This is a genomic window from Parerythrobacter lutipelagi (assembly GCF_005434975.1).
Lineage (GTDB): Bacteria > Pseudomonadota > Alphaproteobacteria > Sphingomonadales > Sphingomonadaceae > Parerythrobacter_A > Parerythrobacter_A lutipelagi.
This window is the reverse complement of the sequence record NZ_SKCJ01000001.1, coordinates 334,187-354,907: the sequence shown is the minus strand read 5'-3', so window position 1 is coordinate 354,907 and position 20,721 is coordinate 334,187. Positions and strand designations below refer to the sequence as shown.

23 protein-coding genes and 1 tRNA gene are annotated in these 20,721 nt (G+C 60.8%); 11 read left to right on the top strand and 13 right to left on the bottom strand.

The annotated features are described in order from the left end of the window. Positions 1–274: 274 nt before the first annotated feature. From E0502_RS01820 to E0502_RS01805, 4 genes are all read left to right on the top strand, one after another. On the top strand, positions 275–1,213 hold the full coding sequence (locus E0502_RS01820) for a hypothetical protein (protein WP_137676273.1): 939 nt from the start codon (positions 275–277) through the stop codon (positions 1,211–1,213). A 126-nt stretch (positions 1,214–1,339) separates the two neighbouring features. Next, positions 1,340–2,407: a GTPase ObgE gene (gene obgE, locus E0502_RS01815; RefSeq protein ID WP_137676272.1), complete on the top strand. Its 1,068-nt coding sequence runs from the start codon at positions 1,340–1,342 to the stop codon at positions 2,405–2,407. Positions 2,408–2,409: 2 nt separating this feature from the next. Further along, positions 2,410–3,543: a glutamate 5-kinase gene (gene proB, locus E0502_RS01810; RefSeq protein WP_137676271.1), complete on the top strand. Its 1,134-nt coding sequence runs from the start codon at positions 2,410–2,412 to the stop codon at positions 3,541–3,543. Beyond that, entirely contained in the window at positions 3,540–4,448 is a 909-nt protein-coding gene (locus E0502_RS01805) for an NAD-dependent epimerase/dehydratase family protein (RefSeq protein WP_240048813.1), read from the top strand. The genes proB and E0502_RS01805 overlap by 4 nt, the downstream gene beginning before the upstream one ends. Position 4,449: 1 nt before the next feature. Here E0502_RS01805 and E0502_RS01800 read toward each other — a convergent pair whose 3' ends face one another. The 9 genes from E0502_RS01800 to E0502_RS01760 all read right to left on the bottom strand — a co-directional run bounded on the left by E0502_RS01800 (position 4,450) and on the right by E0502_RS01760 (position 12,541). After that, the gene (locus E0502_RS01800) at positions 4,450–5,235 is read right to left on the bottom strand and encodes a phosphoadenylyl-sulfate reductase (protein ID WP_137676269.1); all 786 of its coding nucleotides are present in this window, start codon (positions 5,233–5,235) and stop codon (positions 4,450–4,452) included. 5 nt (positions 5,236–5,240) lie between these two features. Next, complete coding sequence (locus E0502_RS01795; RefSeq protein ID WP_137676268.1) at positions 5,241–5,666, bottom strand: DUF934 domain-containing protein; 426 nt, start codon at positions 5,664–5,666, stop codon at positions 5,241–5,243. Continuing rightward, on the bottom strand, positions 5,659–7,290 hold the full coding sequence (locus E0502_RS01790; RefSeq protein WP_137676267.1) for a nitrite/sulfite reductase: 1,632 nt from the start codon (positions 7,288–7,290) through the stop codon (positions 5,659–5,661). The genes E0502_RS01795 and E0502_RS01790 overlap by 8 nt, the downstream gene beginning before the upstream one ends. A gap of 1 nt (position 7,291) precedes the next feature. Continuing rightward, entirely contained in the window at positions 7,292–7,588 is a 297-nt protein-coding gene (locus E0502_RS01785) for a DUF2849 domain-containing protein (protein ID WP_137676266.1), read from the bottom strand. Then, entirely contained in the window at positions 7,585–8,343 is a 759-nt protein-coding gene (gene cobA / locus E0502_RS01780) for a uroporphyrinogen-III C-methyltransferase (RefSeq protein ID WP_137676265.1), read from the bottom strand. Before cobA ends, E0502_RS01785 begins: the two co-directional genes overlap by 4 nt. Positions 8,344–8,476: 133 nt before the next feature. Continuing rightward, complete coding sequence (locus E0502_RS01775; protein WP_137676264.1) at positions 8,477–9,700, bottom strand: mechanosensitive ion channel family protein; 1,224 nt, start codon at positions 9,698–9,700, stop codon at positions 8,477–8,479. Then, the gene (gene metC / locus E0502_RS01770) at positions 9,697–10,905 is read right to left on the bottom strand and encodes a cystathionine beta-lyase (RefSeq protein WP_137676263.1); all 1,209 of its coding nucleotides are present in this window, start codon (positions 10,903–10,905) and stop codon (positions 9,697–9,699) included. Before metC ends, E0502_RS01775 begins: the two co-directional genes overlap by 4 nt. Then, on the bottom strand, positions 10,905–11,771 hold the full coding sequence (locus E0502_RS01765; RefSeq protein ID WP_137676262.1) for a sulfurtransferase: 867 nt from the start codon (positions 11,769–11,771) through the stop codon (positions 10,905–10,907). Before E0502_RS01765 ends, metC begins: the two co-directional genes overlap by 1 nt. Before the next feature lie 53 nt (positions 11,772–11,824). Then, on the bottom strand, positions 11,825–12,541 hold the full coding sequence (locus tag E0502_RS01760; RefSeq protein ID WP_137676261.1) for a hypothetical protein: 717 nt from the start codon (positions 12,539–12,541) through the stop codon (positions 11,825–11,827). A gap of 28 nt (positions 12,542–12,569) precedes the next feature. On the opposite strand from E0502_RS01760, the gene E0502_RS01755 reads away from it, so the two are divergent. From E0502_RS01755 to E0502_RS01730, 6 genes are all read left to right on the top strand, one after another. Next, positions 12,570–12,881 (top strand): hypothetical protein, encoded by a 312-nt coding sequence (locus E0502_RS01755; protein WP_137676260.1) that lies wholly within the window; start codon positions 12,570–12,572, stop codon positions 12,879–12,881. A gap of 241 nt (positions 12,882–13,122) precedes the next feature. Further along, entirely contained in the window at positions 13,123–13,596 is a 474-nt protein-coding gene (gene queF / locus E0502_RS01750; RefSeq protein ID WP_137676259.1) for a preQ(1) synthase, read from the top strand. A gap of 233 nt (positions 13,597–13,829) precedes the next feature. Further along, a complete protein-coding gene (locus E0502_RS01745) occupies positions 13,830–14,036 on the top strand; it encodes a hypothetical protein (protein ID WP_137676258.1) in 207 nt (68 codons plus the stop codon). After that, positions 14,033–14,215: a hypothetical protein gene (locus tag E0502_RS01740; RefSeq protein WP_137676257.1), complete on the top strand. Its 183-nt coding sequence runs from the start codon at positions 14,033–14,035 to the stop codon at positions 14,213–14,215. Before E0502_RS01745 ends, E0502_RS01740 begins: the two co-directional genes overlap by 4 nt. Before the next feature lie 64 nt (positions 14,216–14,279). Then, positions 14,280–16,154: a sensor histidine kinase gene (locus E0502_RS01735; RefSeq protein ID WP_137676256.1), complete on the top strand. Its 1,875-nt coding sequence runs from the start codon at positions 14,280–14,282 to the stop codon at positions 16,152–16,154. Between the two features lie 55 nt (positions 16,155–16,209). Continuing rightward, entirely contained in the window at positions 16,210–16,566 is a 357-nt protein-coding gene (locus E0502_RS01730; RefSeq protein ID WP_137676255.1) for a TM2 domain-containing protein, read from the top strand. Positions 16,567–16,596: 30 nt separating this feature from the next. Here E0502_RS01730 and E0502_RS01725 read toward each other — a convergent pair. From E0502_RS01725 to E0502_RS01715, 3 genes are all read right to left on the bottom strand, one after another. Then, positions 16,597–16,672 (bottom strand) — tRNA-Thr (locus E0502_RS01725). Between the two features lie 25 nt (positions 16,673–16,697). Further along, positions 16,698–17,588: a hypothetical protein gene (locus E0502_RS01720; RefSeq protein WP_137676254.1), complete on the bottom strand. Its 891-nt coding sequence runs from the start codon at positions 17,586–17,588 to the stop codon at positions 16,698–16,700. Continuing rightward, a complete protein-coding gene (locus E0502_RS01715; protein ID WP_137676253.1) occupies positions 17,585–18,910 on the bottom strand; it encodes a replication-associated recombination protein A in 1,326 nt (441 codons plus the stop codon). The genes E0502_RS01720 and E0502_RS01715 overlap by 4 nt, the downstream gene beginning before the upstream one ends. Positions 18,911–19,007: 97 nt before the next feature. On the opposite strand from E0502_RS01715, the gene E0502_RS01710 reads away from it, so the two are divergent. Continuing rightward, positions 19,008–19,430, top strand: coding sequence for a hypothetical protein (locus E0502_RS01710; RefSeq protein ID WP_137676252.1), 423 nt, complete (start codon positions 19,008–19,010; stop codon positions 19,428–19,430). Positions 19,431–19,433: 3 nt separating this feature from the next. Here E0502_RS01710 and E0502_RS01705 read toward each other — a convergent pair whose 3' ends face one another. Beyond that, a complete protein-coding gene (locus E0502_RS01705; RefSeq protein WP_137676251.1) occupies positions 19,434–20,582 on the bottom strand; it encodes a glycosyltransferase family 4 protein in 1,149 nt (382 codons plus the stop codon). Positions 20,583–20,721: the final 139 nt, after the last annotated feature.

Sequence of the window (20,721 nt, the reverse complement as noted above, 5' to 3'; positions counted from 1 at the left end):
TTTCTTTGTCCCCCCACATGGTTAAGGTGCTGCTTCAGCCAAGCGAAAGCTTTGCAAATGCATGATTGTCTGGCGCCAGAGGAGGGCCACACCCGCGATGTTCGAGACGAACAGACAACGAATTCGACTGATAGCCATGCTGGCGGGTCTTGCTGCGCTTGGCGCCTGTGCGAAACCGCCGCCTCCTCCGCCTCCTCCGCCTCCTCCTCCGCCCCCACCGGTGGTGAAGGTGATACCTGCGCGCCCGACGCCGCCCGATGGCGCGTCAATGGGCATGTATATTCCCCCGCGCGACGAATTCGGCATGCGCCGGACCGTGAATTACGGTCTTTCGACTGCGCAAACGGTGTGGAATCTGCGGGCAGCGCTCAATGTGGCGGCGCTTAACTGCCAGAGCGCGGCGCACGTCGATATCCTGCCGGCCTACAGTCTGTTGCTCGAACGCGACAAGCGGGCCCTGTCCGGCATCAACAACACGATCACGTCGGAATTCCGCGCAGAATACGGGCGCGACTATCGCAGCAATTTCGACAACTACATGACCCAAGTCTACAATTATTACGCACTGCCGCCGACCCAGCGCAATTTCTGCGACACCGCACTGGCAATCTCTCGCGAGTATATGCTGACTGATGGTGCCCAGCTGGAAACATTCGCGATCGGTGCGCTGCCGCGTATCGAGCGCGTGTTCCAGAATTTCTACAGCTCGTACGAGCAGTATCAGCGCGATGTATCGGCATGGGATGCGGAGTACGCACCGCCGCCGCCTGTTCTGGTCCAGAGCTATCCGGAAACCAGCACCACCTCTTTGACGACCGCGGCACCAGGCACGGTGTATGATGTTCAAGTCGCCCCATCGAGTTCGGCAATTGGCGAAGGGCCGGTGGCTCCTGCAACGACCACATATGGGGCGACCTATGAACAGGGTTATACGACGCCGTCGAGCGAACCGGTAATTGTCTCGCGGTTGCCGGCAAGCGACCCTGTGATCGTTTCGCAAATGCCTTCAGCCGGCAGCGATGTGATCTTCTCACCAGGAGTTGCTGAACCTGCATCCGATCAAACGATGTCGCAGGCCGGGGCCAGCACCACCTTGCCCGGCTTTTCTCTTACCGATCCTGTGCCGCCGACCGATACGAGTGGTACGCCGATCGTCTTCGAAAGCGGGGAGATCGTGCAAGACGCTTCATCGCCGGATAGAACAGAAGATTAGCCGCGACAGCGGAGTGAAATGACAGCGCGCGAAGTACAAGAACTTCGCGCGCTATAATTTTCAGTGACTGCCGCAAGATGCCACATAAGCTGGCGCTTTGGCGTTCAACACCCTACCTGACGACACATGCATTTCCTTGATCAAGCGAAAATCTATCTGAAGTCCGGCGCGGGCGGCCCCGGAGCGGTCAGTTTCCGGCGCGAGGCCTATGTCGAATTCGGCGGTCCTGACGGCGGCAATGGCGGCGATGGTGGCGATGTCATCATCGAATCCGTGGCCGGGCTCAACACACTTATCGACTTCCGCTACGCACAGCATTTCAAGGCATCGCGTGGCAGCCACGGAATGGGCAAGAACCGGACCGGTGCGGGCGCAAAGGATCTTGTGATCAAGGTTCCTGTCGGCACTCAGGTTCTGTCGGAAGACAAAGAGGAAATTCTCGCCGATTTCACGGAACTCGGCCAGCGTATCGTGTTCCTCAAAGGCGGCATGGGTGGTCGCGGCAATGCGAGCTACAAGTCGAGCACCAACCGTGCACCACGCCAGCACCAGCCCGGCACTCCCGGCGAAGAGCTGTGGGTCTGGCTGCGGCTCAAACTGCTCGCCGATGTCGGCCTCCTCGGCCTCCCCAACGCTGGGAAGAGCACTTTCATCAATCAGATTTCCAACGCCAAGGCCAAGGTCGGGCATTATGCTTTCACGACACTCGTGCCCAAGCTTGGTGTGGTGCATCACAAGGGACGCGAGTTCGTACTGGCCGACATCCCCGGGCTGATCGAAGGTGCGGCTGACGGTGCGGGCATCGGTGACCGGTTCCTCGGCCATATCGAACGCTGCCGTGTCCTGATTCATCTGATCGATATCTCCGGCACGGGGGACAATGACCCGGCGGAGGCGATGAGGACGGTCAATGCCGAACTCGAAGCCCATGGCGAAGGCCTGTCGGACAAACCTCAGCTTATTGCGCTCAACAAAGTGGACCTGGGCGATGCCGAACTGGCAGACGCGTTTGCTGCCGAGCTTCGCGAGGCGGGGGCTGATCGGGTTTTTGCAGTGTCAGGTGTGACGGGCGAGGGCATTGAAGAACTGCTCGATGCGGTCCTGTCTTACCTGCCTGACAGCACGACCACGGAAACCAAAGCTGCTGAAGTCGAAGATGCCGAGGAACTTGGCGACTGGTCGCCGCTCGACTGACGATGAACATCAGCGCGCTGCCCGACCTGTTCGACGCCGTAAAGGCCCGCCGGATCGTGCTCAAGATCGGGTCATCGCTGCTGGTGGAGAGCAACGGGGAAGCGCGGCGGGAATGGCTGTCAGGCTTTGTCGCCGAGATTGCCGCCATGACGCGCTCCGGCCAGCAGGTCATCGTGGTTTCGTCTGGTGCGATTGCTTTGGGCGGGGCACTGCTCGACCGGACAGCCAATCCGCGCCGGACGCTGGCTGCAGCGCAAGCCTCCGCTTCGGTCGGGCAGATTGCTCTGGCAGGATTGTGGTCGGACAAATTTGCCGCGCACGGTCTTACCGCAGGGCAGATGTTGCTGACGCTGGACGATCTCGAAGACCGGCGGCGATACCTCAATGCTTCTGCCACGTTGGCGCATTTAATCGAAGCCGGGGTAATTCCTGTCGTCAACGAGAACGACAGTGTCGCGACGGAGGAAATCCGCTTTGGCGACAACGACCGACTGGCGGCGCGAGTGGCTCAGGCGGCGGGCGCGGATGCCGTGATCTTGCTGTCCGATGTGGACGGCCTGTACGACCGCCCGCCGGGTGACGATGGCGCACAACTTGTCGACACTGTCGACGGGATCGACAGCAAGATTCTCGCCATGGCGCGCCCAGGTTCGGGGTCGGGACTTGGTTCCGGCGGTATGGTTTCGAAATTGCAGGCCGCGCAGATTGCCGAACGCGCGGGGATCGCGCTCGCCATCATCAACGGAACTTGCGACGCGCCGTTAGCGCACGCATCAGGCACTGGCCGCGGCACTTTGTTCCTGCCCCAGCGCAGCGATACGGCGCGCAAGGCGTGGCTTGGCGGGCGCCTCGCACCCAGTGGCACCTTGCGGGTCGATAGCGGCTGCGAAGCGGCCTTGCGTAGCGGGGCCAGCTTGCTCGCTGCGGGCGTCGTGGGCGTATCCGGTTCATTCGCACGCGGCGACCTAGTGACGATCACCACCATGAAGGGCACGAAACTGGCGCAGGGCTTGGCCGAATATTCCTCTCACGAATGCCAGGCGATTGCCGGCAAGCGGGAGGAGCAACAGGCCGATGCGCTGGGCTATGCCCCGCGCCCGACGGTGATCCACCGCGATCACATGGTGTTGCTGTGACCATTTCGATCACTGGCGGCACCGGCTTTGTCGGTCAAATGGTGCTTGATGTCGCGCACCAACGCGGCATGGCGATCCGCTCGCTGGCGCGGAATGTGCCTGAAGGCAGGGACAGCGTCCAATGGGTACGGGGAAGCCTGACCGATCAAGCGGCTCTGGCAGAATTGGTGTGCGATAGCGAGGCTGTCATTCATATCGCGGGGCTGACCAACACGCCCGATCCGGCCGAATTCGAAGCGGCGAATGTCACCGGGACGGAGACGTTGATTGCGGCCTGCAAAGCGGCAAAAGTCAAACGCTTCGTGTTCGTATCCTCGCTCTCGGCGCGCAAGCCCGACCTGTCTCGATATGGTGCCTCCAAGGCGCGAGCAGAGGAACAGGTGAAGGCGAGCGGGCTGCAATGGACAATTGTGCGTCCGCCGGGGGTCTATGGCCCGCGCGATGTCGATTATTACGACATGTTCCGTTCTGCACGGTTCGGCTTTGTGCCATTACCGCCCGGCGGTGCCAGCTCGATCATTCATGTGCGCGACCTGGCCGGTCTGCTGCTTGACCTCGTCCCGGCAAGCGGCCTGGTGCTCAAGAAGACCTTCGAACCCGATGACGGGCGCGAAGGCGGGTGGAGCCACAAGGAAATGGCCGCCGCCATTGGCGATGCAGTTGGCCGCAGAGTTTTTGCGCCGCATCTGCCTGAAGGCTTACTGCGCGCGGCCGCGAGAACCGATGGTTTGCTGAGAGGGAGCAAAGCCAAGCTGACCGCCGACCGCGTCGGCTATATGTGCCACCCGAACTGGGTTGCACGCTCGGACCGCGCGGTGCCTACCAGCGTCTGGCAGCCGGAAATTGGAGGGTCCGAAGGATTCAAGGCGACCGCCGAATGGTATCGCCGCGAAGGCTGGCTCTAGTCTAGAGAAACGGCTCGTAGCCCGGTGGTAGATCGCCATCGTTTTCACCCGGCTGATGGATCCCGCATTCGGTCTTGTCCCAGCCTTTCCAGCGTCCGGAGCGCGGGTCTTCGCCCGGTGCGACCTTGCTGGTGCATGGTGAGCAGCCGATCGAGGGGTAGCCCTGCGCAACCAGCGGATGGCGCGGCAATTCGTAAGTCTCGAAATAGGCTTCGATATCGCCTGCGGTCCAGTCGATCAGCGGGTTGATCTTGAGCCGTCCCTGCTCGTCTGATGTGTCGATCTCGAAACGCGGCAAATTTGACCGGGTGGAGGATTGAAATGCCTTCCGGCCTGTCAGAGTCGCGTCATAGCCGGCCAGCGCGCGGGCCAGTGGTTTAACCTTGCGAATCTCGCAGCAACCATCGGGATCGTAGGACCACCGCAGCCCGCTCTCGTCGCGCATCTCCAGTTCCGCAAGACACGGGTACAGGTTGATGAGGTTCTTCAATCCAAGCTGCGCGACCAACGCATCACGATAGGCAAGCGTCTCCGGGAAATGCTTGCCGGTTTCCAGAAAAAGCACCGGAAGGTCGGGTGCAACTTCACTGATAAGATGAAGCAGCACAGCACTTTCTGCACCGAAGCTCGAAACCGTCGCAAGTTCTCCGGCGACGTTGTCTTCAATCAGATTGCGCAGCATTTCCCGGGTGTCCTGGCCGCGAAACATGCGATTGAGGCGCACGGCATCATCCTCGGTAAAGCGAGGTCCGGTATCGATCCGGTCGATGGCACGCAGGTCATTCATCGCAATCAGGCGTGCCGTTTCGACCAGATCGGCTGGCGGGTGTCGGCGGCCGATTGATACACTTCCGGCCAGCGTGCGAGCGCCGCCCCGAGCGTGTCCGGATCAAGCGTGGTATCGGGTTCGAAGGAGTCGAAACCGCAGCGTTTCATATAGGCGACCTGATCGACCAGCACGTCACCCACGGCGCGCAATTCGCCATCATATCCTGCTTCGCGCAAGACGCGTGCAGAGGAATAGCCACGCCCGTCGCCAAATGCCGGGAAATTGACTTCGACCAGATGCAATTGGGCAAGATGCGGGATCAAGGCGCGAGCGTCATCACCCGGCTCGACCCGCACCGCATTGGCGTTGCTTTGATCGAGGAAACTGTCGACGGTCACCGCCGGATGATCGACCGGTTCGTCGTCGCGAAAGCGGATAATCTCAGCCATACAGGGCCTCCTTGAAGGGGTCGATGCCGATCCGGCGGTAGGTGTCGAGGAAGCGTTCGCCATCGCTGCGCTCGCGCAGGTAGACGTCGGCTGCGGTTTCGACCGCATCTACAATGCCGTCTTCGCTGAAGCCCGGACCGGTAATCTTGCCAAGCGCGACATCTTCAGCCTCGCTTCCGCCGAGCAGCAGCTGGTAATTCTCCACGCCTTTCTTATCGACCCCGAGGATACCGATATGGCCAGCATGGTGATGACCGCAGGCGTTGATGCATCCGGAAATCTTGAGCTTCAGTTCGCCCAGTGCTGCAGTCTTGCCATTGGCGGAGAAACGCTCGGAGATTTTCTGTGCCACGGGGATCGAGCGGGCATTGGCGAGGCTGCAATAGTCGAGACCGGGGCAAGCAATGATATCCTCGATTGTATCGAGATTGGGCGCACCGAGTCCTGCCTCGTCCAAGCGAGCCCATAGTGCGGGCAGATCGGCAATCCGTACATGCGGCAGGACGATGTTCTGCGTGTGCATCACCCGCAACTCGTCAAAGCTGTATTGCTTCGCAAGCTCCGCCATCAGATGCATCTGATCAGCCGATGCGTCTCCCGGAATACCGCCAATGGGCTTGAGGCTTATCACCGCCGAAACATGGGCATCATGCTTGTGGCGAATGGTGTTGCGATCGACCCACAGGGCAAAATCGGGATCAGAACGGTCCACGGTCTTCGGCCCATCATCGAACGGCGGATCGGCGAAATAGGTCTTGAGGCGTTCGAGTTCAGCCAGAGGTGGTTCGATGCCCTGCTGCTGCAGATGCGCAAACTCCTCCTCCACCTGCCGGGTGTATTCTTCTGCGCCCAGTTCGTGGACGAGGATCTTGATCCGCGCCTTGTACTTGTTGTCTCGCCGACCATAGCGGTTGTAGACCCGCAGACAGGCTTCCGAATAGGTAACCAGCTGGTCGAGCGGCACGAATTCGCGAATGCACGGTGCAATCATCGGGGTCCGGCCCATGCCCCCGCCGACATAGAATGCCGCACCTGGCTCGCCCGCTTCATTCTGGACAATGCGTATTCCGATATCGTGCAACCGCATCGCCGCACGGTCCTTGTCGCTGGCAATTACGGCGATCTTGAACTTGCGCGGCAAATAGCTGAATTCCGGATGGAAGCTCGACCATTGGCGCAGCAATTCGGCATAGGGACGCGGATCCACCAGCTCGTCTGCCGCAGCGCCAGCGAAATGGTCGGAACTGATATTGCGGATGCAATTGCCGCTGGTCTGGATGGCATGCATTTCCACTTTGGCGAGATCTGACAGCAAGTCAGCAGCCTCTTCCAGCTTGATCCAGTTGTACTGAATATTCTGCCGCGTAGTGAAATGGCCGTAGCCGCGGTCGTATTTGTCCGCGATATCCGCCAGCGCGTGCATCTGCGCTCCGTTCAGCGTGCCATAGGGAATTGCGACACGCAGCATATAGGCATGCAGCTGGAGGTAGAGCCCGTTCATCAGTCGCAGAGGCTTGAACTGGTCTTCGGTCAGCTTGCCTTCGAGCCTGCGGCGTGCCTGATCACGGAATTCCTCAACCCGCGCATCGACCATGGCCTGGTCGTATTTGTCGTAGAGATACATGTCAGATTACCCATTCGCGGTGGTCGGGGTCAGCGGGCTTGAGCGTCAGGTCGGGCCGCACAGTGGGGCCAAGGGCGCGAATACGTTCCTTGATGTGAAGCGGGCGCGGCTTGCCATCGCGCTGTTCGGCATCGACCGCATAAGGCGCGTTGACCCGGCGGGCTGCCTCTTCGCGCCGAGCGATCTCGTCAGCGCGGTCCCCGGCATTGATCGCGTCTTCAATATGGATCGACCAGTCATGGCCGGTCCACCAGGTCACTGCGCCGGTTTTGAGATCGTTTCCGGTCAGAAGCTTCATATCGCGGCCTCCAAGGCAAAACGGGCCAAGGCCTGATCTGCGCGAGCGGTCACTTCCCCGATCACGATTAGCGCAGGACTTACGACATTTTCCCGGGCGACGAGATCGGGCAGCGCTGCCAACGGGCCGCGCAGCACGCGCATCTGCGGGCGGGCGCCGTTCTCGATCACCGCCACCGGCATGTCCGGAGCCAGTCCGTCTGCCATGAGTTTTTCTGCGATCTGCGGGGCCGTCGTTACGCCCATGTAGATCACCAATGTACGTCCTTTGCCGGCGAGACCTGCCCAGTCCTGTTCCTTGAGCCCCTTGCACTGGCCCGCCACGAAACTGACGATGCTCGCCGCATCGCGGTGGGTCAGGGGTATGCCGGCGGCAGCGGCGGCTCCATTCGCTGCGCTGATGCCGGGCACGATCTGCACAGGGACGCCAGCTGCGACACAGTCTTCCATTTCTTCACCGCCGCGGCCGAAGACAAAAGGATCGCCGCCTTTGAGCCGGACGACATCGCGTCCGGCCAGCGCTTCGCGCACAAGCATGGCGTTGATATCCTCTTGCGGCACAGTGTGTCTCGATCGTTGTTTGGCCACTGAAACCAGTGCCGCATCCGGGCGAGCCATCGCGAGAATTGCGCGATCAACCAGCCCGTCATGCACGATAAGCGATGCGCTCTCGATCAACCGCGCCGCGCGCAGCGTGAGCAGGTCGGGTTCACCCGGACCTGCGCCGACGAGATAGACTGTGCCGATATTTTCCATGCTGCCGTATTCGGCGCACAACGCTGAAACCGCTAACGAGAATGGCTGGCAGGGCAGGAAGATTGAATTTTGAAATCGCCGCTTCGCATCCTGTTAGCAGCGATTTCAGAAGCGGGGGTTGCAGGCGAGCAAGCTAGCCTTTCGCCTTGTCATCGACCCGCTGGGAAATCGCAGCGACCAGTTGTTCGAACTGCGCATTTCCGCGCAGATTGAGATCGCGCTGCGGGAATGGAATTTCGATACCGCTTTCCTGAAACAGATCCCACAGCCGTTTCAGGACTTCCGATTTGATATTGCCGACCCCGCCTTCGGGATCGGTGATCCAGCACTGGATCTTGAAGTCGACCGAGCTGTCACCGTAACCATCCAGCCAGCAAGTAGGAGGGGGTGACTTGAGGACGCGTTTGCAGTCGGCCGCTGCCTGCAGCATCAGTTTTTCGGCCAGCTTGATATCGCAATTGTACGAAACGCCCACGGGTATCTGCATGCGAACGTTTTTGGAAGAATAGGACCAGTTCTCGACCTGATTGATCATCAGGTTTTCGTTCGGGATGAGATACTCTTTCTGATCCCGCGTCGTGATCGAAACCGCGCGGATGCCGATCTTGCGGATCTGGCCGAAGGTTGTCGCCCCGGCCTGATCAGCCACTGCAATGACATCGCCCGGCTTGATCGACTTATCCATAAGAAGAATGATCCCGGCGATCAGATTGCCGAAGGTTTTCTGCAAACCGAAACCGATGGCGAGACCAAACGCGCCCGAGAAAACGGCTAATGCCGTGAGATCGATGCCGAGAAGGTCGATGCCCATGAAGAAAGCACCTGCCCAAACCAGGATGGTGATGATCTTTTCCGTCAGCAGACGCTGCGTGTCATCGAGCCGCGTCGCGCGGGCCACCATTGACTTGATCGCTTTGGTTGCGAGCCAGGCACCCACGATGACCAACAGGATAATGCCGGATGCAAACAGCACATCCCACAATGAGAGCCGCATTTCGCCCAGCTCGATTGCCATGGAGTCCATCGTGTCGATCATGCCGCCGATGGTTTCGCTCTGCTCTGTAACCGCCTCTTTCGCATCGTTGGCTGCGGAAATCGCTTGCGAAGGGGAAGGCTCCGGCGTGGGAATATTGGTTGGCTGAGCCGAGGCGATCAACGGTTCTCCGGTCTCTGGGTTGAGAATGACTTCGCCCGTTTCCGGATCGAGAAACTGCGTCGGCTGCTGCGCCGGGATGCCTGTGATCTGCTCGCCCGTCTCAGCATCGAGCAGCGGTTCTCCGCTTGCGGGATTGACCAGCAAAACCGCATCCGGATTGGCTGTCGGCGTATCAGTGGCGGCGGGTGCTGCAGGGGTCATGCTTGCTCCATGGCGGTGAACCCGCGTTCCAGATCGTGGATCAGGTCTTCGGTGTCTTCCAGGCCAATCGATAGGCGAATTCCCAGTCGTTCGCCAGTGCCGGCCGAAGCAGGCGGCCATGGCATGGCGGTTCGTATCGAAGCAGGGTCAAACGGTATCACAAGGCTTTCGAAACCGCCCCAGCTATAGCCGATGCCAAACAAATCGAGTGTGTCGATAAAGCGAGCGCGGGCTGCTTCGCTGCTGTCTTTGAGCACGAAGCAGAACAGTCCGCAGCCGCCCGTGAAATCGCGCTGCCACAGCCGATAATCCGGCGAGTCAGGCAGCATCGGGCAGCGCACAAAGCCGACTTCCGGTCTGCCATACAACCATCGTGCAATTTCCAGCGCCGAAGCAGTGCTCTTTTTCAGCCGTACACCCATGGTGCGCAATCCGCGCAAGGCAAGCGACGCGTCGTCGGGCGAGACCACATGGCCCAGCGCCTGTGCGGTGCGGCGCAAACGGCGATAATATTTTTCACCTGCGCTGGCCGATCCCATCATCAGGTCCGAATGCCCGCCGACATGTTTGGTCAGGCTCATGATGGAAATATCGCATCCGTGCTCCAGCGCGGCAAAACCGAGCGGCGATGCCCAGGTGTTATCCAGCAAGCTGACCGCGCCCTTGTCTCGCGCAATTGCAGCAAGCGCCGGGACGTCGCTAACCTCCATCGTCAGGCTGCCGGGGCTTTCGAGCATGACGGCTTTGGTCTTCTCACAGAAAGCATGCTCGAAACCATCAAGGTCGAGCGGATCGAAAAAGCGCGTCTCTATGCCGAAGGATTTGAGCAGGCCCAACGCTGCCAGTCGCGTTGGTTCATACGCGTTATCGGTCACCAGCAGCACCTCGCCGGGGCGCAGCACAGCCAGCAATGCGCCGGTAATCGCTGCAACGCCGCTCGGATAAAGGACTGTGCCAAAAGCCTCTGGCTCGAGCTGGGTCAGGGCGTCGCTGAGCGCCCATTGTGTCGGTGCACCGCGGCGGCCGTAATAGAATTCACCGTCGGAATTGCTTGTGCCCCCGGCTTTGCGATCAGCCTCGGTCTCGTAAAGATGCGTACTGGCACGCCACACCGGAGGGTTGACCACCGGCCCGGTCCACTCCTTGCGCCTCCCGCTCGTCACCAGGCGGGTATTCTTGCCCTGTTCGGCCGGACCGCCAGACATCAGCTGCTTGCCTTTCCGGGGCTTGGTTCGCCGGTCTCTTTCGGGGTTGCCGGATCGGCGCCCCATTCAGCCCAACTGCCGTCGTAAAGTGCGCCATGGTCGTGGCCGAGAAGACGGTGGGCAAACAACACGACCGATGCAGTCATCCCGCTGCCGCAGCTCGCGACAAGCGGCAAACACGGATCGATGCCCGCAGCTTCGAATGCTTCGGATAATTGTTCGGGCGATTTGAACGTGCCGTCTGCGTTGAGCAACTGGCGAAAGAAGAGGTTGCGCGCACCGGGAATGTGCCCTCCGGCGAGGCCGTGAACCGCATCGTCGGTCGCTGCGGTGAAACGGTCCGCATCGCGCGCATCGACAATTTGTTCGGTGCGGCTTTCCAAATTGGCGAGCATGTCTGCTTTAGAACGAACCAGTGTATCGCTGCACTCTGAACAGGCGAAGGCGCTTGGTATCGGAGCGGCTTCTCCGCTTTCAGTGCCGCGTTCTTCCGCAAGCCATTTCTCGAGCCCGCCATCCAGAATTGCGACATTATCGATCCCTGCGCGGGTCAGCAGGAAGAACGCTCTGGCAGACGAACGCAAGGCAGAATTGTCATAGAGCACGATCGATTGGCCTGACACGATGCCGAGTTCGGACAAGCGCTTATCGATCTGTTCCTTGCGCGGCAGTGCAGATGGAACGTCACTCTCGGCATCGATCAGGCCAGGCAGACCCAGGAAACGAGCCCCCGGGATATGATGCGCGACGAATTCTGTAGCCGGATCACGCCCCGCCGATGGCAGATGCGCTGATGCGTCCAGAATCGCGACATCCGCAGAGCCCAGGCGCTGTGCGAGCCATTCGGTTGATACGAGAATATCCATCCGCGCTGCCTAGCGCGCTCGCCGCCGCTCGTCGAGCAACACCGCAGGCAAGTTTACCCCAGCGGGCGCAAGGCGATTTCGCGGTATGTCTGAGCCATCTCGTCGATCCGGAATGGGGTGAGACGATCGCCGCGTCCGATCTGCTTCTGACCGATCACGAAGGTCTTGAGTACCGGTTCCATCCCGTCGGCGATAATGCGCAGGCGAAGCAAAGGCACATAAAGGTGTGCCTTGCCTTGCCGGATCAGGCGTAGCTCGTTCACTGCGAGGCGGAATTCGCCGCGCGCCTGCTTGGCCGCACCCGCTGCAAGGCTTTCAATCTGCGCAAGGTCGGGGAGTGTCGTCGCATGGCCCGCAAGCTGTTGGTCAACCGGCAGGCTGCTGTGCGCCGTGGTCATGTCGGCTTCGATCCGCACGTTGCGCAATGGCTTCCCGCCCAGATTGCTTACTGTGATGGCATAGTTGAGCGTCGCGTTGGCGAAGCTCCGCCCCAAAGAAATCGCCTGTGCTTCGACACGCAGCTGGGGCGCGGCATCAGCATCCGCCGGTGCGGTGGTGCCGCGTGCTTCTGAGCTAAGAACCGGTTTCTCGATAGTCGGGGCAACGCGCGCTCCGCCAGCCATGCGCGAACGGAGCAACCATGCACCAAAAGCAAGGATTGCCAACGCGCCGATGCCCAATGCCCACCACAGCCAAGCGAGGCCTTTTCCGCCCTCTTCCGCCGTGTCACCGGAGGCCGCGACCGGCGCACCTTCCGGCACTACGGTCACAGGGTCTTGAGCTGGTGGTCGGGCTTCTGTGGGGGCTGCCGTCTCGTCCAATTCACCAGGTGATCGTTCAGCCCCGGTTTGCGGCGGACTGCTGGTCGCAGGCGGGGCAGATCGCACGCTTTGCCTACCGCTTGATGCGCTCGAAGCAGTCGAACGGGAAGCAGGTGAGGGCGATGCGCTGGAGGTCGTCGGCGCGGGTGTGGACGCGGGTGTGGGGGTGGGTGTGGGGTTGAGTGTGGGTGTGGGCCCTGCCGTCGAGGCTGCGGTGGGCGCTGGTGTTTCTGTCGAAATAACGCGCGGCGCTACAGGTACCGGGCCCGCCGTATCCACTGGGCCCTGAACCTGCGGCGATGCTGTCGGGGTTGGCCGCGAGGGCAGCTGGAATTCAGGCGCAGGCTGCCGCGCTTCGGCAGCACTGCCGGAGATGCCAAGGGCAATCAGGGTTAGAGAGAAAATCTGGCGCATTATCGGTCTATCCGTCGGTCCTGACCCTAGCTGACTGGGCGCGCTGAATAGGATGTGAATTCTGCCTTCGCCATAGCCGACTTGTGCTCGGCCTGCGATCGCGGCATGTGCGCGGCATGAGTGACACACAAAAGCCGCAGTCCCCCGGTCCTCAGTTTCTGGGCCAGCAGACCCCGCTTCCCGTTTCGCCGGACGAAGCTGTGCTCGATTATGTTCCCAACCCGAGGGAAGGCGCGCTTTATCTCGCCCGTTTCGCCGCACCGGAATTCACTTCGCTGTGCCCGGTAACCGGCCAGCCGGACTTCGCGCATCTCGTGATCGATTATGCGCCTGGTGAGACGATCGTGGAATCCAAGAGTCTCAAGCTGTTTCTGGGAAGTTTTCGCAACCACGCTGGATTCCACGAAGACGTGACCGTGGGTATCGGGCAGCGCCTCCATGCGGAAATGAAGCCGCGTTGGTTGCGGATCGGTGGTTACTGGTATCCGCGCGGCGGCATCCCGATCGATGTCTTCTGGCAAAGCGGTAATCCGCCTGAAGGCCTGTGGGTGCCGGATCAAGGCGTCACCGCCTATCGCGGTCGGGGCTGACCGCCGCTTAAATTCCCCAAGCTGCCATGACTATGGCATCCGGTCCGGCCGATTCTATGGCATATCGGTCCGAGATGCCGGGTCGGGGGGACTCATGCGCTGGATTACACGCGGCCGTTTGTTACTTCTTGCCATCGTCTTGTTGGTGCAGGGCGTTTTCTGGTTGGCTATCGCTCCGGCTTTCGACCGGGAGGCGCGGCCGGTCGATCGACTTCGTACTGCCGTTCCTGCTTGTGGCACTGGCCGCGGCCTATCTCTCATGCAACATTCGCCTGTTCCCTTCTGCCGAGCAGATCGGCACGTTGCACCGGACTCAACTGGACCAACGCACGGTAGAGTTGCAGGTGTTCCGCACTTTGCAGGAGGCTCTGACCAATGCGCTGAGCATAGCAAAGGCGACAGGATCGAAGTTCTCGTGGAGCAAGGCGCCATCAGCGTGATCGACAATGGGTCAGGCTTCGAGGTGCCTCGCAAGGGCAGGCGGGGGCTGGAAAACATGCGCGGGCGAGCCAAGGCGATCGGCGGTGCGTTCACGATCACCCACTCTGGCGGACGCAGGTTGGCGCGCCTCGAACTGCCAGCCCTGCCTGCAGCCAGTTTGATTGCGTTGCCAGCTTGATGGCATGGCATCCGGAGAGGCTGGCTGATAGGCCTGTTGAAGATGGTTCGAATAGGGAGGCGCTATGCGCTGGATGACGCCGGACCGCTGGCGCTCGCTCGGAATTGCAGCATTGGTGCAGGCCGTGATGTGGTTCCTAGTGATCCCGCTCTTCGATGCCGATGTAGCTAGCGTCGAATTCAACGAGCTTACCAGCGCAAAACTGGCAAGGCTCGACGGGCCCTCCGATACAGCTCTCGCGCAGGCAGCTTTCGACACAATCGAACCGCCGCAGCGCATTTGCTGCGATAGCGGCCATTACGCCGCACGCTTTACCTTCGATCTGGAGGACGTGCCGACCAATGGCCGCGGTCTCATCCATGAGCTTGTGGCAGATAGCTTTGCCATTCGTCTCAACGGCGTGTTGCTCGATCAAATCGGCGCGCTCGAGACAAGTTCCATAGGGACCGAGGGCCGCAGCCATCGTGCGCTGATCCGCATCCCGGCGTCGAGCCTGAAACAGGGCGAAAACGAACTGGTGTTGGTGTTTGCGGCAAAGGAAGGGACCTTGGCCAGCGTCGTTTCCTATCCGTTGATCGGTGATGCCGATGCCTTGCAGCGGGCCTTCGGTCATCGGCTCTTCTTGCTCAACGAATACAAATTCATCAGCATGACAATCGGCTATCTCGTCGCACTGCTTGCCTTTATCGCCTGGTTTCGAGGTGATCGGCAGCCTTACCTCTTCTGGCTTGGCTCGCTAGCGGCGCTGTGGGGATTTGGATTGCATCAACAGGTTTGGGGCACTCTGCCGCTTCCGGCGGATTGGCGCGCGTTGATAATGGGCATTGTATATATATCTTTGCCCCTGGTCTGGGTGATGCTGATCGATAGCTGGGGCAAGCGCCGCGTCCGATACCTTGGACGGATCGTGGCCGTCCTGATCCCGGCCTTCACACTCGTATCCATCGCCAGCTATCTCTACCAACTGGAAAACGGCGAGGTGATGATTTCTGCCGAAATCGTCGTATTCATAATAACGGCAATCGGCGCACTCGGATTGACCGGTATCCTGCTGTCGAAGCTGCCCGAAATCGAACGCGTGATGCATTGGGAGTTCGCGATCTTTCTGGCGATGGCGGTCTTGATCCTGCGCGAACTTCTGATCCGGATATTCGGCCTCGATATGCTGCTGGCGCTCGACTATGTGCTGCCTGTGCTGATCGCCGCGCTTGCGGCGGGTTTCCTGTCCCGGAATATCCGTCTGTTCCGGTCATCTGCGCAGATCAATCAGCTATTGCAGGAACAGCTGGATGTTCGAACTGCCGAGCTTGCAGTGGCGCATGACCGTGAAAAAGACTTGCTGCGGGAGCAAGCCCACCAGGACGAGCGGCAGCGTATCCTGCGCGATATGCATGACGGCCTCGGTTCATCACTCATGTCGATGATGCTTGCGGCGCGGCGGGGCAGAGCCGAACCCGAGAAAGTGGCCAGCGGGCTTCAAGGCGTGATCGACGAGATGCGGCTGCTGATTGATTCTATGGACACTGTCGGGGAGTCGCTGAACTCCGCTCTCACCCTGATGCGCGAGCGGGCGCGCGAACGCATTGCGGCTGGCGGCTTTGCGCTCGCGTGGGAAGACCGTTCAGGCGGCGACCTGCCTGAAATGGCCCCGCGCTCGGTCTTGCAGGTCTTTCGCATCCTGCAGGAAGCGATGACCAACGCGCTCAAGCACAGTGATGGCAACTTGATCACTGTCCGCGTGGAATCGGGCGCCATCAGCGTGATCGATAACGGCTCGTGTCTGGATGGCCCGCGCGACGGCGGTAGGGGCCTCGAGAACATGCATGGCCGGGCCCAGGCTATTGGCGGCGGTTTCGACCTTTTCAGGCAGGGAGAAAACACTGTCGCTCGAATTGAATTGCCGGTGACTACGGGCAGTCATGGGACACGTCATGATTGACGCTCCTCGTCGATGATTCCATGGTCGCTGGCGAATCAAGACTTTGGGGGGAATTATGGACGACAATACGCGCACACAAATGATGTTCCAGGCGCAGAAGAAATCGACCGGAGCAGCCTATGTATTGTGGTTCTTCCTCGGCGGATTTGGCGCGCACCGGTTCTATCTTGGCCAGACTGGTACTGCCATTGCGCAGCTCCTGCTGCTTTTGCTTGGCTGGATTCCAGTCGGCCTCGGGTGGATCGCTCTTGGTGTCTGGTGGCTGATCGACGCATTTCTGATCCCCGGGATCATCGAGCGCGAAGATATGGCAACCATTCAGCGCCTAGGCGGCAATCCAGGCTTCGGTCACGGCCAGCGCCCGGGTCAAGCCATGCCGGCGCAACCGCGCGACAATTCCAACTTCAGCTAGAATCTGGTCCTAAGACCGCGTTTCCGGGAATGGTGCCGGCTAGAGGATTCGAACCCCTGGCCCCCTGATTACAAATCAGGTGCTCTACCAACTGAGCTAAGCCGGCGCGCCTTTCGGCGAGGGCCTTTTGCCTAGACCGCGCCGAATGTCCAGCCTTCCGTTCGCGCAATGTGTCGGGATAGACCTTTGGGCCGCCAGAATTCGGGTTGATGCCCGATCTTGCGCAGCCATGCGGCCGTTACAAGTGCATCGGACGAATGGTCGTCGATCGGACCGCTGCCTGCGACCGGCGCGGAGCCGAGCGCGTCGAGCGCAGCGTTGAGGTCTTCGTAGCTGCGCAGCTTGGTCTTCGCTCCGCCGACCCCGCCGCCGCGCGCGGCAATCGAAGTGTACATCTCGACCACCACCGGGCCGTTTTCCGGCAGCGGATCGACCGGCCATACGGACAGGTGATCACGCAAATTGTGCAGCATGCGCATTCCGGTGAGCGATGACTTGCCGACCTGCGCCGCGCCGACGAGATTGAAATTGCTTACCGGCCGGACCCCTTGCTGGCGCTGCGCTATCTCAGCGCGGCGAAACCGGCCTTCACGGGTCTGTGCGCCCGGCAGATGGAAACGGTCGCCAATATGGTCTTTGGCGTGCCGAAAATAGCGCGAGCCTTGCGGATGGGTGACAAAGCTGCCGCATTCAAGATGCGGATCGTCAGCGCAAATTTGGTCGATCAATTCCCACAAGGATTTCGCGTCCGGCGGGCTCTCCTTCCAGCCGGGAAAGAACGCGCCAGCATCGGCGAACGGTAGCGAAATCCCGAGGTCCATACCAACCAGTGTGGCCGGTGGCAGGTCGTCGCGCATGATCGCGAGAACATCCTCGCGCGACCAGCCCCGTCTTGGTGGCTCAACCAGCACCGGAGGTCCGCCCTTCGCATCGGCCAGTGACAGCGCGATGCCTTTCAGGCGCTCCCCCTTGGCACCAGACCAGTCGATCGCGAGGAAATGGGTGAAGCGATCAGGCCTCACTCGCGCGCCTCGCGCAGCTTTTTCCAGTAATCCAGTCGCTTGGCAATTTCACGCTCGAACCCGCGTTCGACCGGTGCGTAGTACTTCTGCGGCTCCATCCCCTCGGGCCAATAGTCTGCGCCGGAGAAACCGCCTTCCGCTTCGTGGTCATAGGCATAGCCCTTGCCATAGCCGATGTCCTTCATCAGTTTGGTCGGTGCGTTGAGGATGTTCTGCGGCGGCATCAGGCTGCCGGTTTCCTTCGCGCTCTTCCACGCGCTTTTCTGCGCATTGTAGGCGGCGTTCGACTTGGGCGCGGTGGCGCAATAGAGACACGCTTGCACAATCGCCAATTCGCCCTCGGGGCTGCCGAGGAACTCGTAGGCGTCCTTCGCTGCCAGACACTGGGTCAGCGCCTGCGGATCGGCGAGGCCGATATCCTCACTGGCGAAGCGGACGAGGCGCCGCAAAACATACAGCGGTTCCTCGCCTGCGGTCAGCATCCGCGCGAGGTAGTAGAGCGAAGCTTGCGGGTCCGAACCGCGCAAGCTTTTGTGCAGTGCGCTGATGAGATTGTAATGCCCCTCGCGGTCTTTGTCGTAGACCGCAACACGGCGCTGCAGAAACCGGCCGAGTGCGGCGGGATCGAGGGGCCCGGAGCCATCGGCGCCGATCTCTGCATTATAGAGCGTTTCTGCCTGATTGAGCAGAAACCGCCCGTCGCCGTCCGCACTTGCGATCAACGCCTCGCGAGCTTCATCGGTGAGCGGAAGCGCGCCTTCGAGTTCCTCTGCCCGGTCGAGCAGCTTGCCGAGAGCTTCTGCATCGAGCCGGTGCAGGATCAGCACTTGAGCGCGGCTGAGCAGCGCCGCGTTGAGTTCGAAGCTGGGATTTTCAGTGGTCGCGCCGACCAGTGTCACAGTGCCGCGCTCTACGAATGGCAGAAAGCCGTCCTGCTGGGCGCGATTGAAGCGATGGATCTCATCGACGAACAGCAACGTGCGTTGCCCGGCTTTCGCGGCAGTATCGGCGGCAGCGAAGGCTTTCTTAAGGTCGGCAACACCGGAAAACACTGCGCTGACGCTTTCGATCCGCATGCCGACAGCATCGGCCAGCAGGCGCGCAATTGTTGTCTTGCCGGTTCCGGGCGGCCCCCACAGGATCATGCTGGATAGGCGGCCTGCGGCAACCATTCGCCCGATTGGACCTTCCGCCCCGGTCAGGTGATCCTGGCCGATAACGTCGCTGAGCGAGCGGGGGCGCAGTCGATCCGCCAGCGGTGCATCCTCGCGCGGTTCGTCGGTAGCGCTTTGTAGCGGGTCGTCGGCGAAAAGGTCGGCCATCGCTGCTATCTAGTGGGGAGTGCGGGGGATTGCCAATGGTGCGGCGAAAGGGCAGATTTCGCGGATGGCAAGGGTCGCGCCTTGTGGGAGGGAAATCATGAACACTGCCAAGCAAGCGCCGTGGCATCTTTGGGTCGTAGGCATATTGACCCTGTTGTGGAACGGGGTCGGCATCTGGAGCTATATTAGCACGCAGACAGGCAATCTGGATGGTTTCGGCATGTCGGACGAAGCGATTGCCTATGTGACCGGCTTCCCAGCGTGGGCGGATTCGCTGTGGGCGCTGGGAGTGTGGGGCGCCTTTGTCGGCTCGATCCTTCTGCTCCTGCGCTCGCGCTGGGCGGTGGCTTCGCTGCTCGTCGCCCTTGTCGGACTCCTGGGAACGACAGTCTACCAGCGCGTGCTGACGGAGCTCCCTGCCGATATGTCCGGCTGGGGAATCGCCATTGTGATCTGGGTCATCACCTTGTTCATGCTGTGGTACGCGATGAAGATGCGCCGCGAAGGCGTGCTTCGTTAGCAGTCAGCCCGAACGCGCCTCGGCCAGGCGGAGATAAGTATCTGCTACTGCCTGGTTGATCGCGTCCCAGTTGTAGTCCTTGCTCCGCGCCTCGCCGGCCGCGCCGTGCCGGGCGCGCAAGCCATGGTCGGTGCAATAGGGGGCAATGGCCTCGGCAAAGGCTTCCGCCGATCCGGGCGGGACAAGGCGCCCGGTCTCGCCATCGCTTACCAGGCTTGAGGCACCGGTCGCCCCGGCTGCCACGACCGGCAGCCCGCAGGCCATCGCCTCCAAAGTGACATTGCCGAAGGTTTCAGTGATCGACGGGTTGAAGAAGATGTCGCCGCTGGCCAGCGCACGGCCTAGGTCGGCCCCGGTCTGGAATCCGGCGAAGGTGCCGCCGGGAAGTGCTTTCTCGAACCAGCCCCGAGCCGGACCGTCACCGATCACAAGCACTTTGTGGGGCACTTGTTTGCGGCGCAGTTGGACGATGGTTTCGGCAAAGATATCCAGCCCTTTTTCCATGACCAGCCGCCCGAGGAAAACGATCGCTACATCGTCGTCTGCCAGGCCAAGCTTTCGCCGCCACGCAAGGTCACGCTTGTCGGACGCGAAGACGGTGCGATCCACGCCGCGTGTCCACAAGGAAATGTCGTCATGCATTTCCTGCTCACGCAGGGTTTCGATCATGCTTTGGGACGGCGCGACAAGTGCGTCGCAGCGCCGGTAGAGCCGCCGCAGGATCGATTCGACAAGCGGTTCGGTGAAACCGAGCCCGTAGTAGCGTGGATAGGTCTCGAATCTGGTGTGAACCGAAGACAAAACCGGCACATCGTGATTGCGTGCCCAGGTTACGGCCCGATGCGCAGACACATCGGGCGAAGCGATATGCAGAATATTGGGCCGAAAATTCTCCAGATCGTTTCGCACCCGGCTCGGCACACCGAGCGGGAACTGGAATTCGCTGCGGCCCGGAATACTGATCGACGGCACGGAAACAAGGTCTCCGGTCGGCTCGAACGCAGGTTCTGGCACGGTGGGAGAATAAACCCGCACCGATGCGCCCTGCCGCAACATATAGCCCATCAGGCGGTTGAGCGCCTGATTCGCACCGTCGCGTGTGTAGTTGTAGTTGCCGCTGAACAGCGCAATGCGAAGGTCGGAAGTCTTCATCGCGGCCCGCCATAAGGTGTGAATTGTCGCTTGGCGAGTGCCGAGCGCATCCAAGCAACGTCTTGTCGCGGGGAAAGGTTTCTCGGGAAACTTTATCTCTGCTTGACTCGTTGCACTGCAACATTACTGCACCCAGCGG

What these genes read in the sequence shown, in the direction of transcription:
- E0502_RS01715 (WP_137676253.1), bottom strand. Translation starts at nt 18,910, where the DNA reads ATGGCCGACCTTTTCGCCGACGACCCGCTACAAAGCGCTACCGACGAA.
- queF (WP_137676259.1), top strand. Translation starts at nt 13,123, where the DNA reads ATGAGTGACACACAAAAGCCGCAGTCCCCCGGTCCTCAGTTTCTGGGC.
- metC (WP_137676263.1), bottom strand. Translation starts at nt 10,905, where the DNA reads ATGTCTGGCGGTCCGGCCGAACAGGGCAAGAATACCCGCCTGGTGACG.
- obgE (WP_137676272.1), top strand. Translation starts at nt 1,340, where the DNA reads ATGCATTTCCTTGATCAAGCGAAAATCTATCTGAAGTCCGGCGCGGGC.
- E0502_RS01795 (WP_137676268.1), bottom strand. Translation starts at nt 5,666, where the DNA reads ATGGCTGAGATTATCCGCTTTCGCGACGACGAACCGGTCGATCATCCG.
- cobA (WP_137676265.1), bottom strand. Translation starts at nt 8,343, where the DNA reads ATGGAAAATATCGGCACAGTCTATCTCGTCGGCGCAGGTCCGGGTGAA.
- E0502_RS01705 (WP_137676251.1), bottom strand. Translation starts at nt 20,582, where the DNA reads ATGAAGACTTCCGACCTTCGCATTGCGCTGTTCAGCGGCAACTACAAC.
- proB (WP_137676271.1), top strand. Translation starts at nt 2,410, where the DNA reads ATGAACATCAGCGCGCTGCCCGACCTGTTCGACGCCGTAAAGGCCCGC.
- E0502_RS01775 (WP_137676264.1), bottom strand. Translation starts at nt 9,700, where the DNA reads ATGACCCCTGCAGCACCCGCCGCCACTGATACGCCGACAGCCAATCCG.
- E0502_RS01785 (WP_137676266.1), bottom strand. Translation starts at nt 7,588, where the DNA reads ATGAAGCTTCTGACCGGAAACGATCTCAAAACCGGCGCAGTGACCTGG.
- E0502_RS01800 (WP_137676269.1), bottom strand. Translation starts at nt 5,235, where the DNA reads ATGAATGACCTGCGTGCCATCGACCGGATCGATACCGGACCTCGCTTT.
- E0502_RS01730 (WP_137676255.1), top strand. Translation starts at nt 16,210, where the DNA reads ATGGACGACAATACGCGCACACAAATGATGTTCCAGGCGCAGAAGAAA.
- E0502_RS01735 (WP_137676256.1), top strand. Translation starts at nt 14,280, where the DNA reads ATGCGCTGGATGACGCCGGACCGCTGGCGCTCGCTCGGAATTGCAGCA.
- E0502_RS01820 (WP_137676273.1), top strand. Translation starts at nt 275, where the DNA reads ATGTATATTCCCCCGCGCGACGAATTCGGCATGCGCCGGACCGTGAAT.
- E0502_RS01790 (WP_137676267.1), bottom strand. Translation starts at nt 7,290, where the DNA reads ATGTATCTCTACGACAAATACGACCAGGCCATGGTCGATGCGCGGGTT.
- E0502_RS01765 (WP_137676262.1), bottom strand. Translation starts at nt 11,771, where the DNA reads ATGGATATTCTCGTATCAACCGAATGGCTCGCACAGCGCCTGGGCTCT.
- E0502_RS01710 (WP_137676252.1), top strand. Translation starts at nt 19,008, where the DNA reads ATGAACACTGCCAAGCAAGCGCCGTGGCATCTTTGGGTCGTAGGCATA.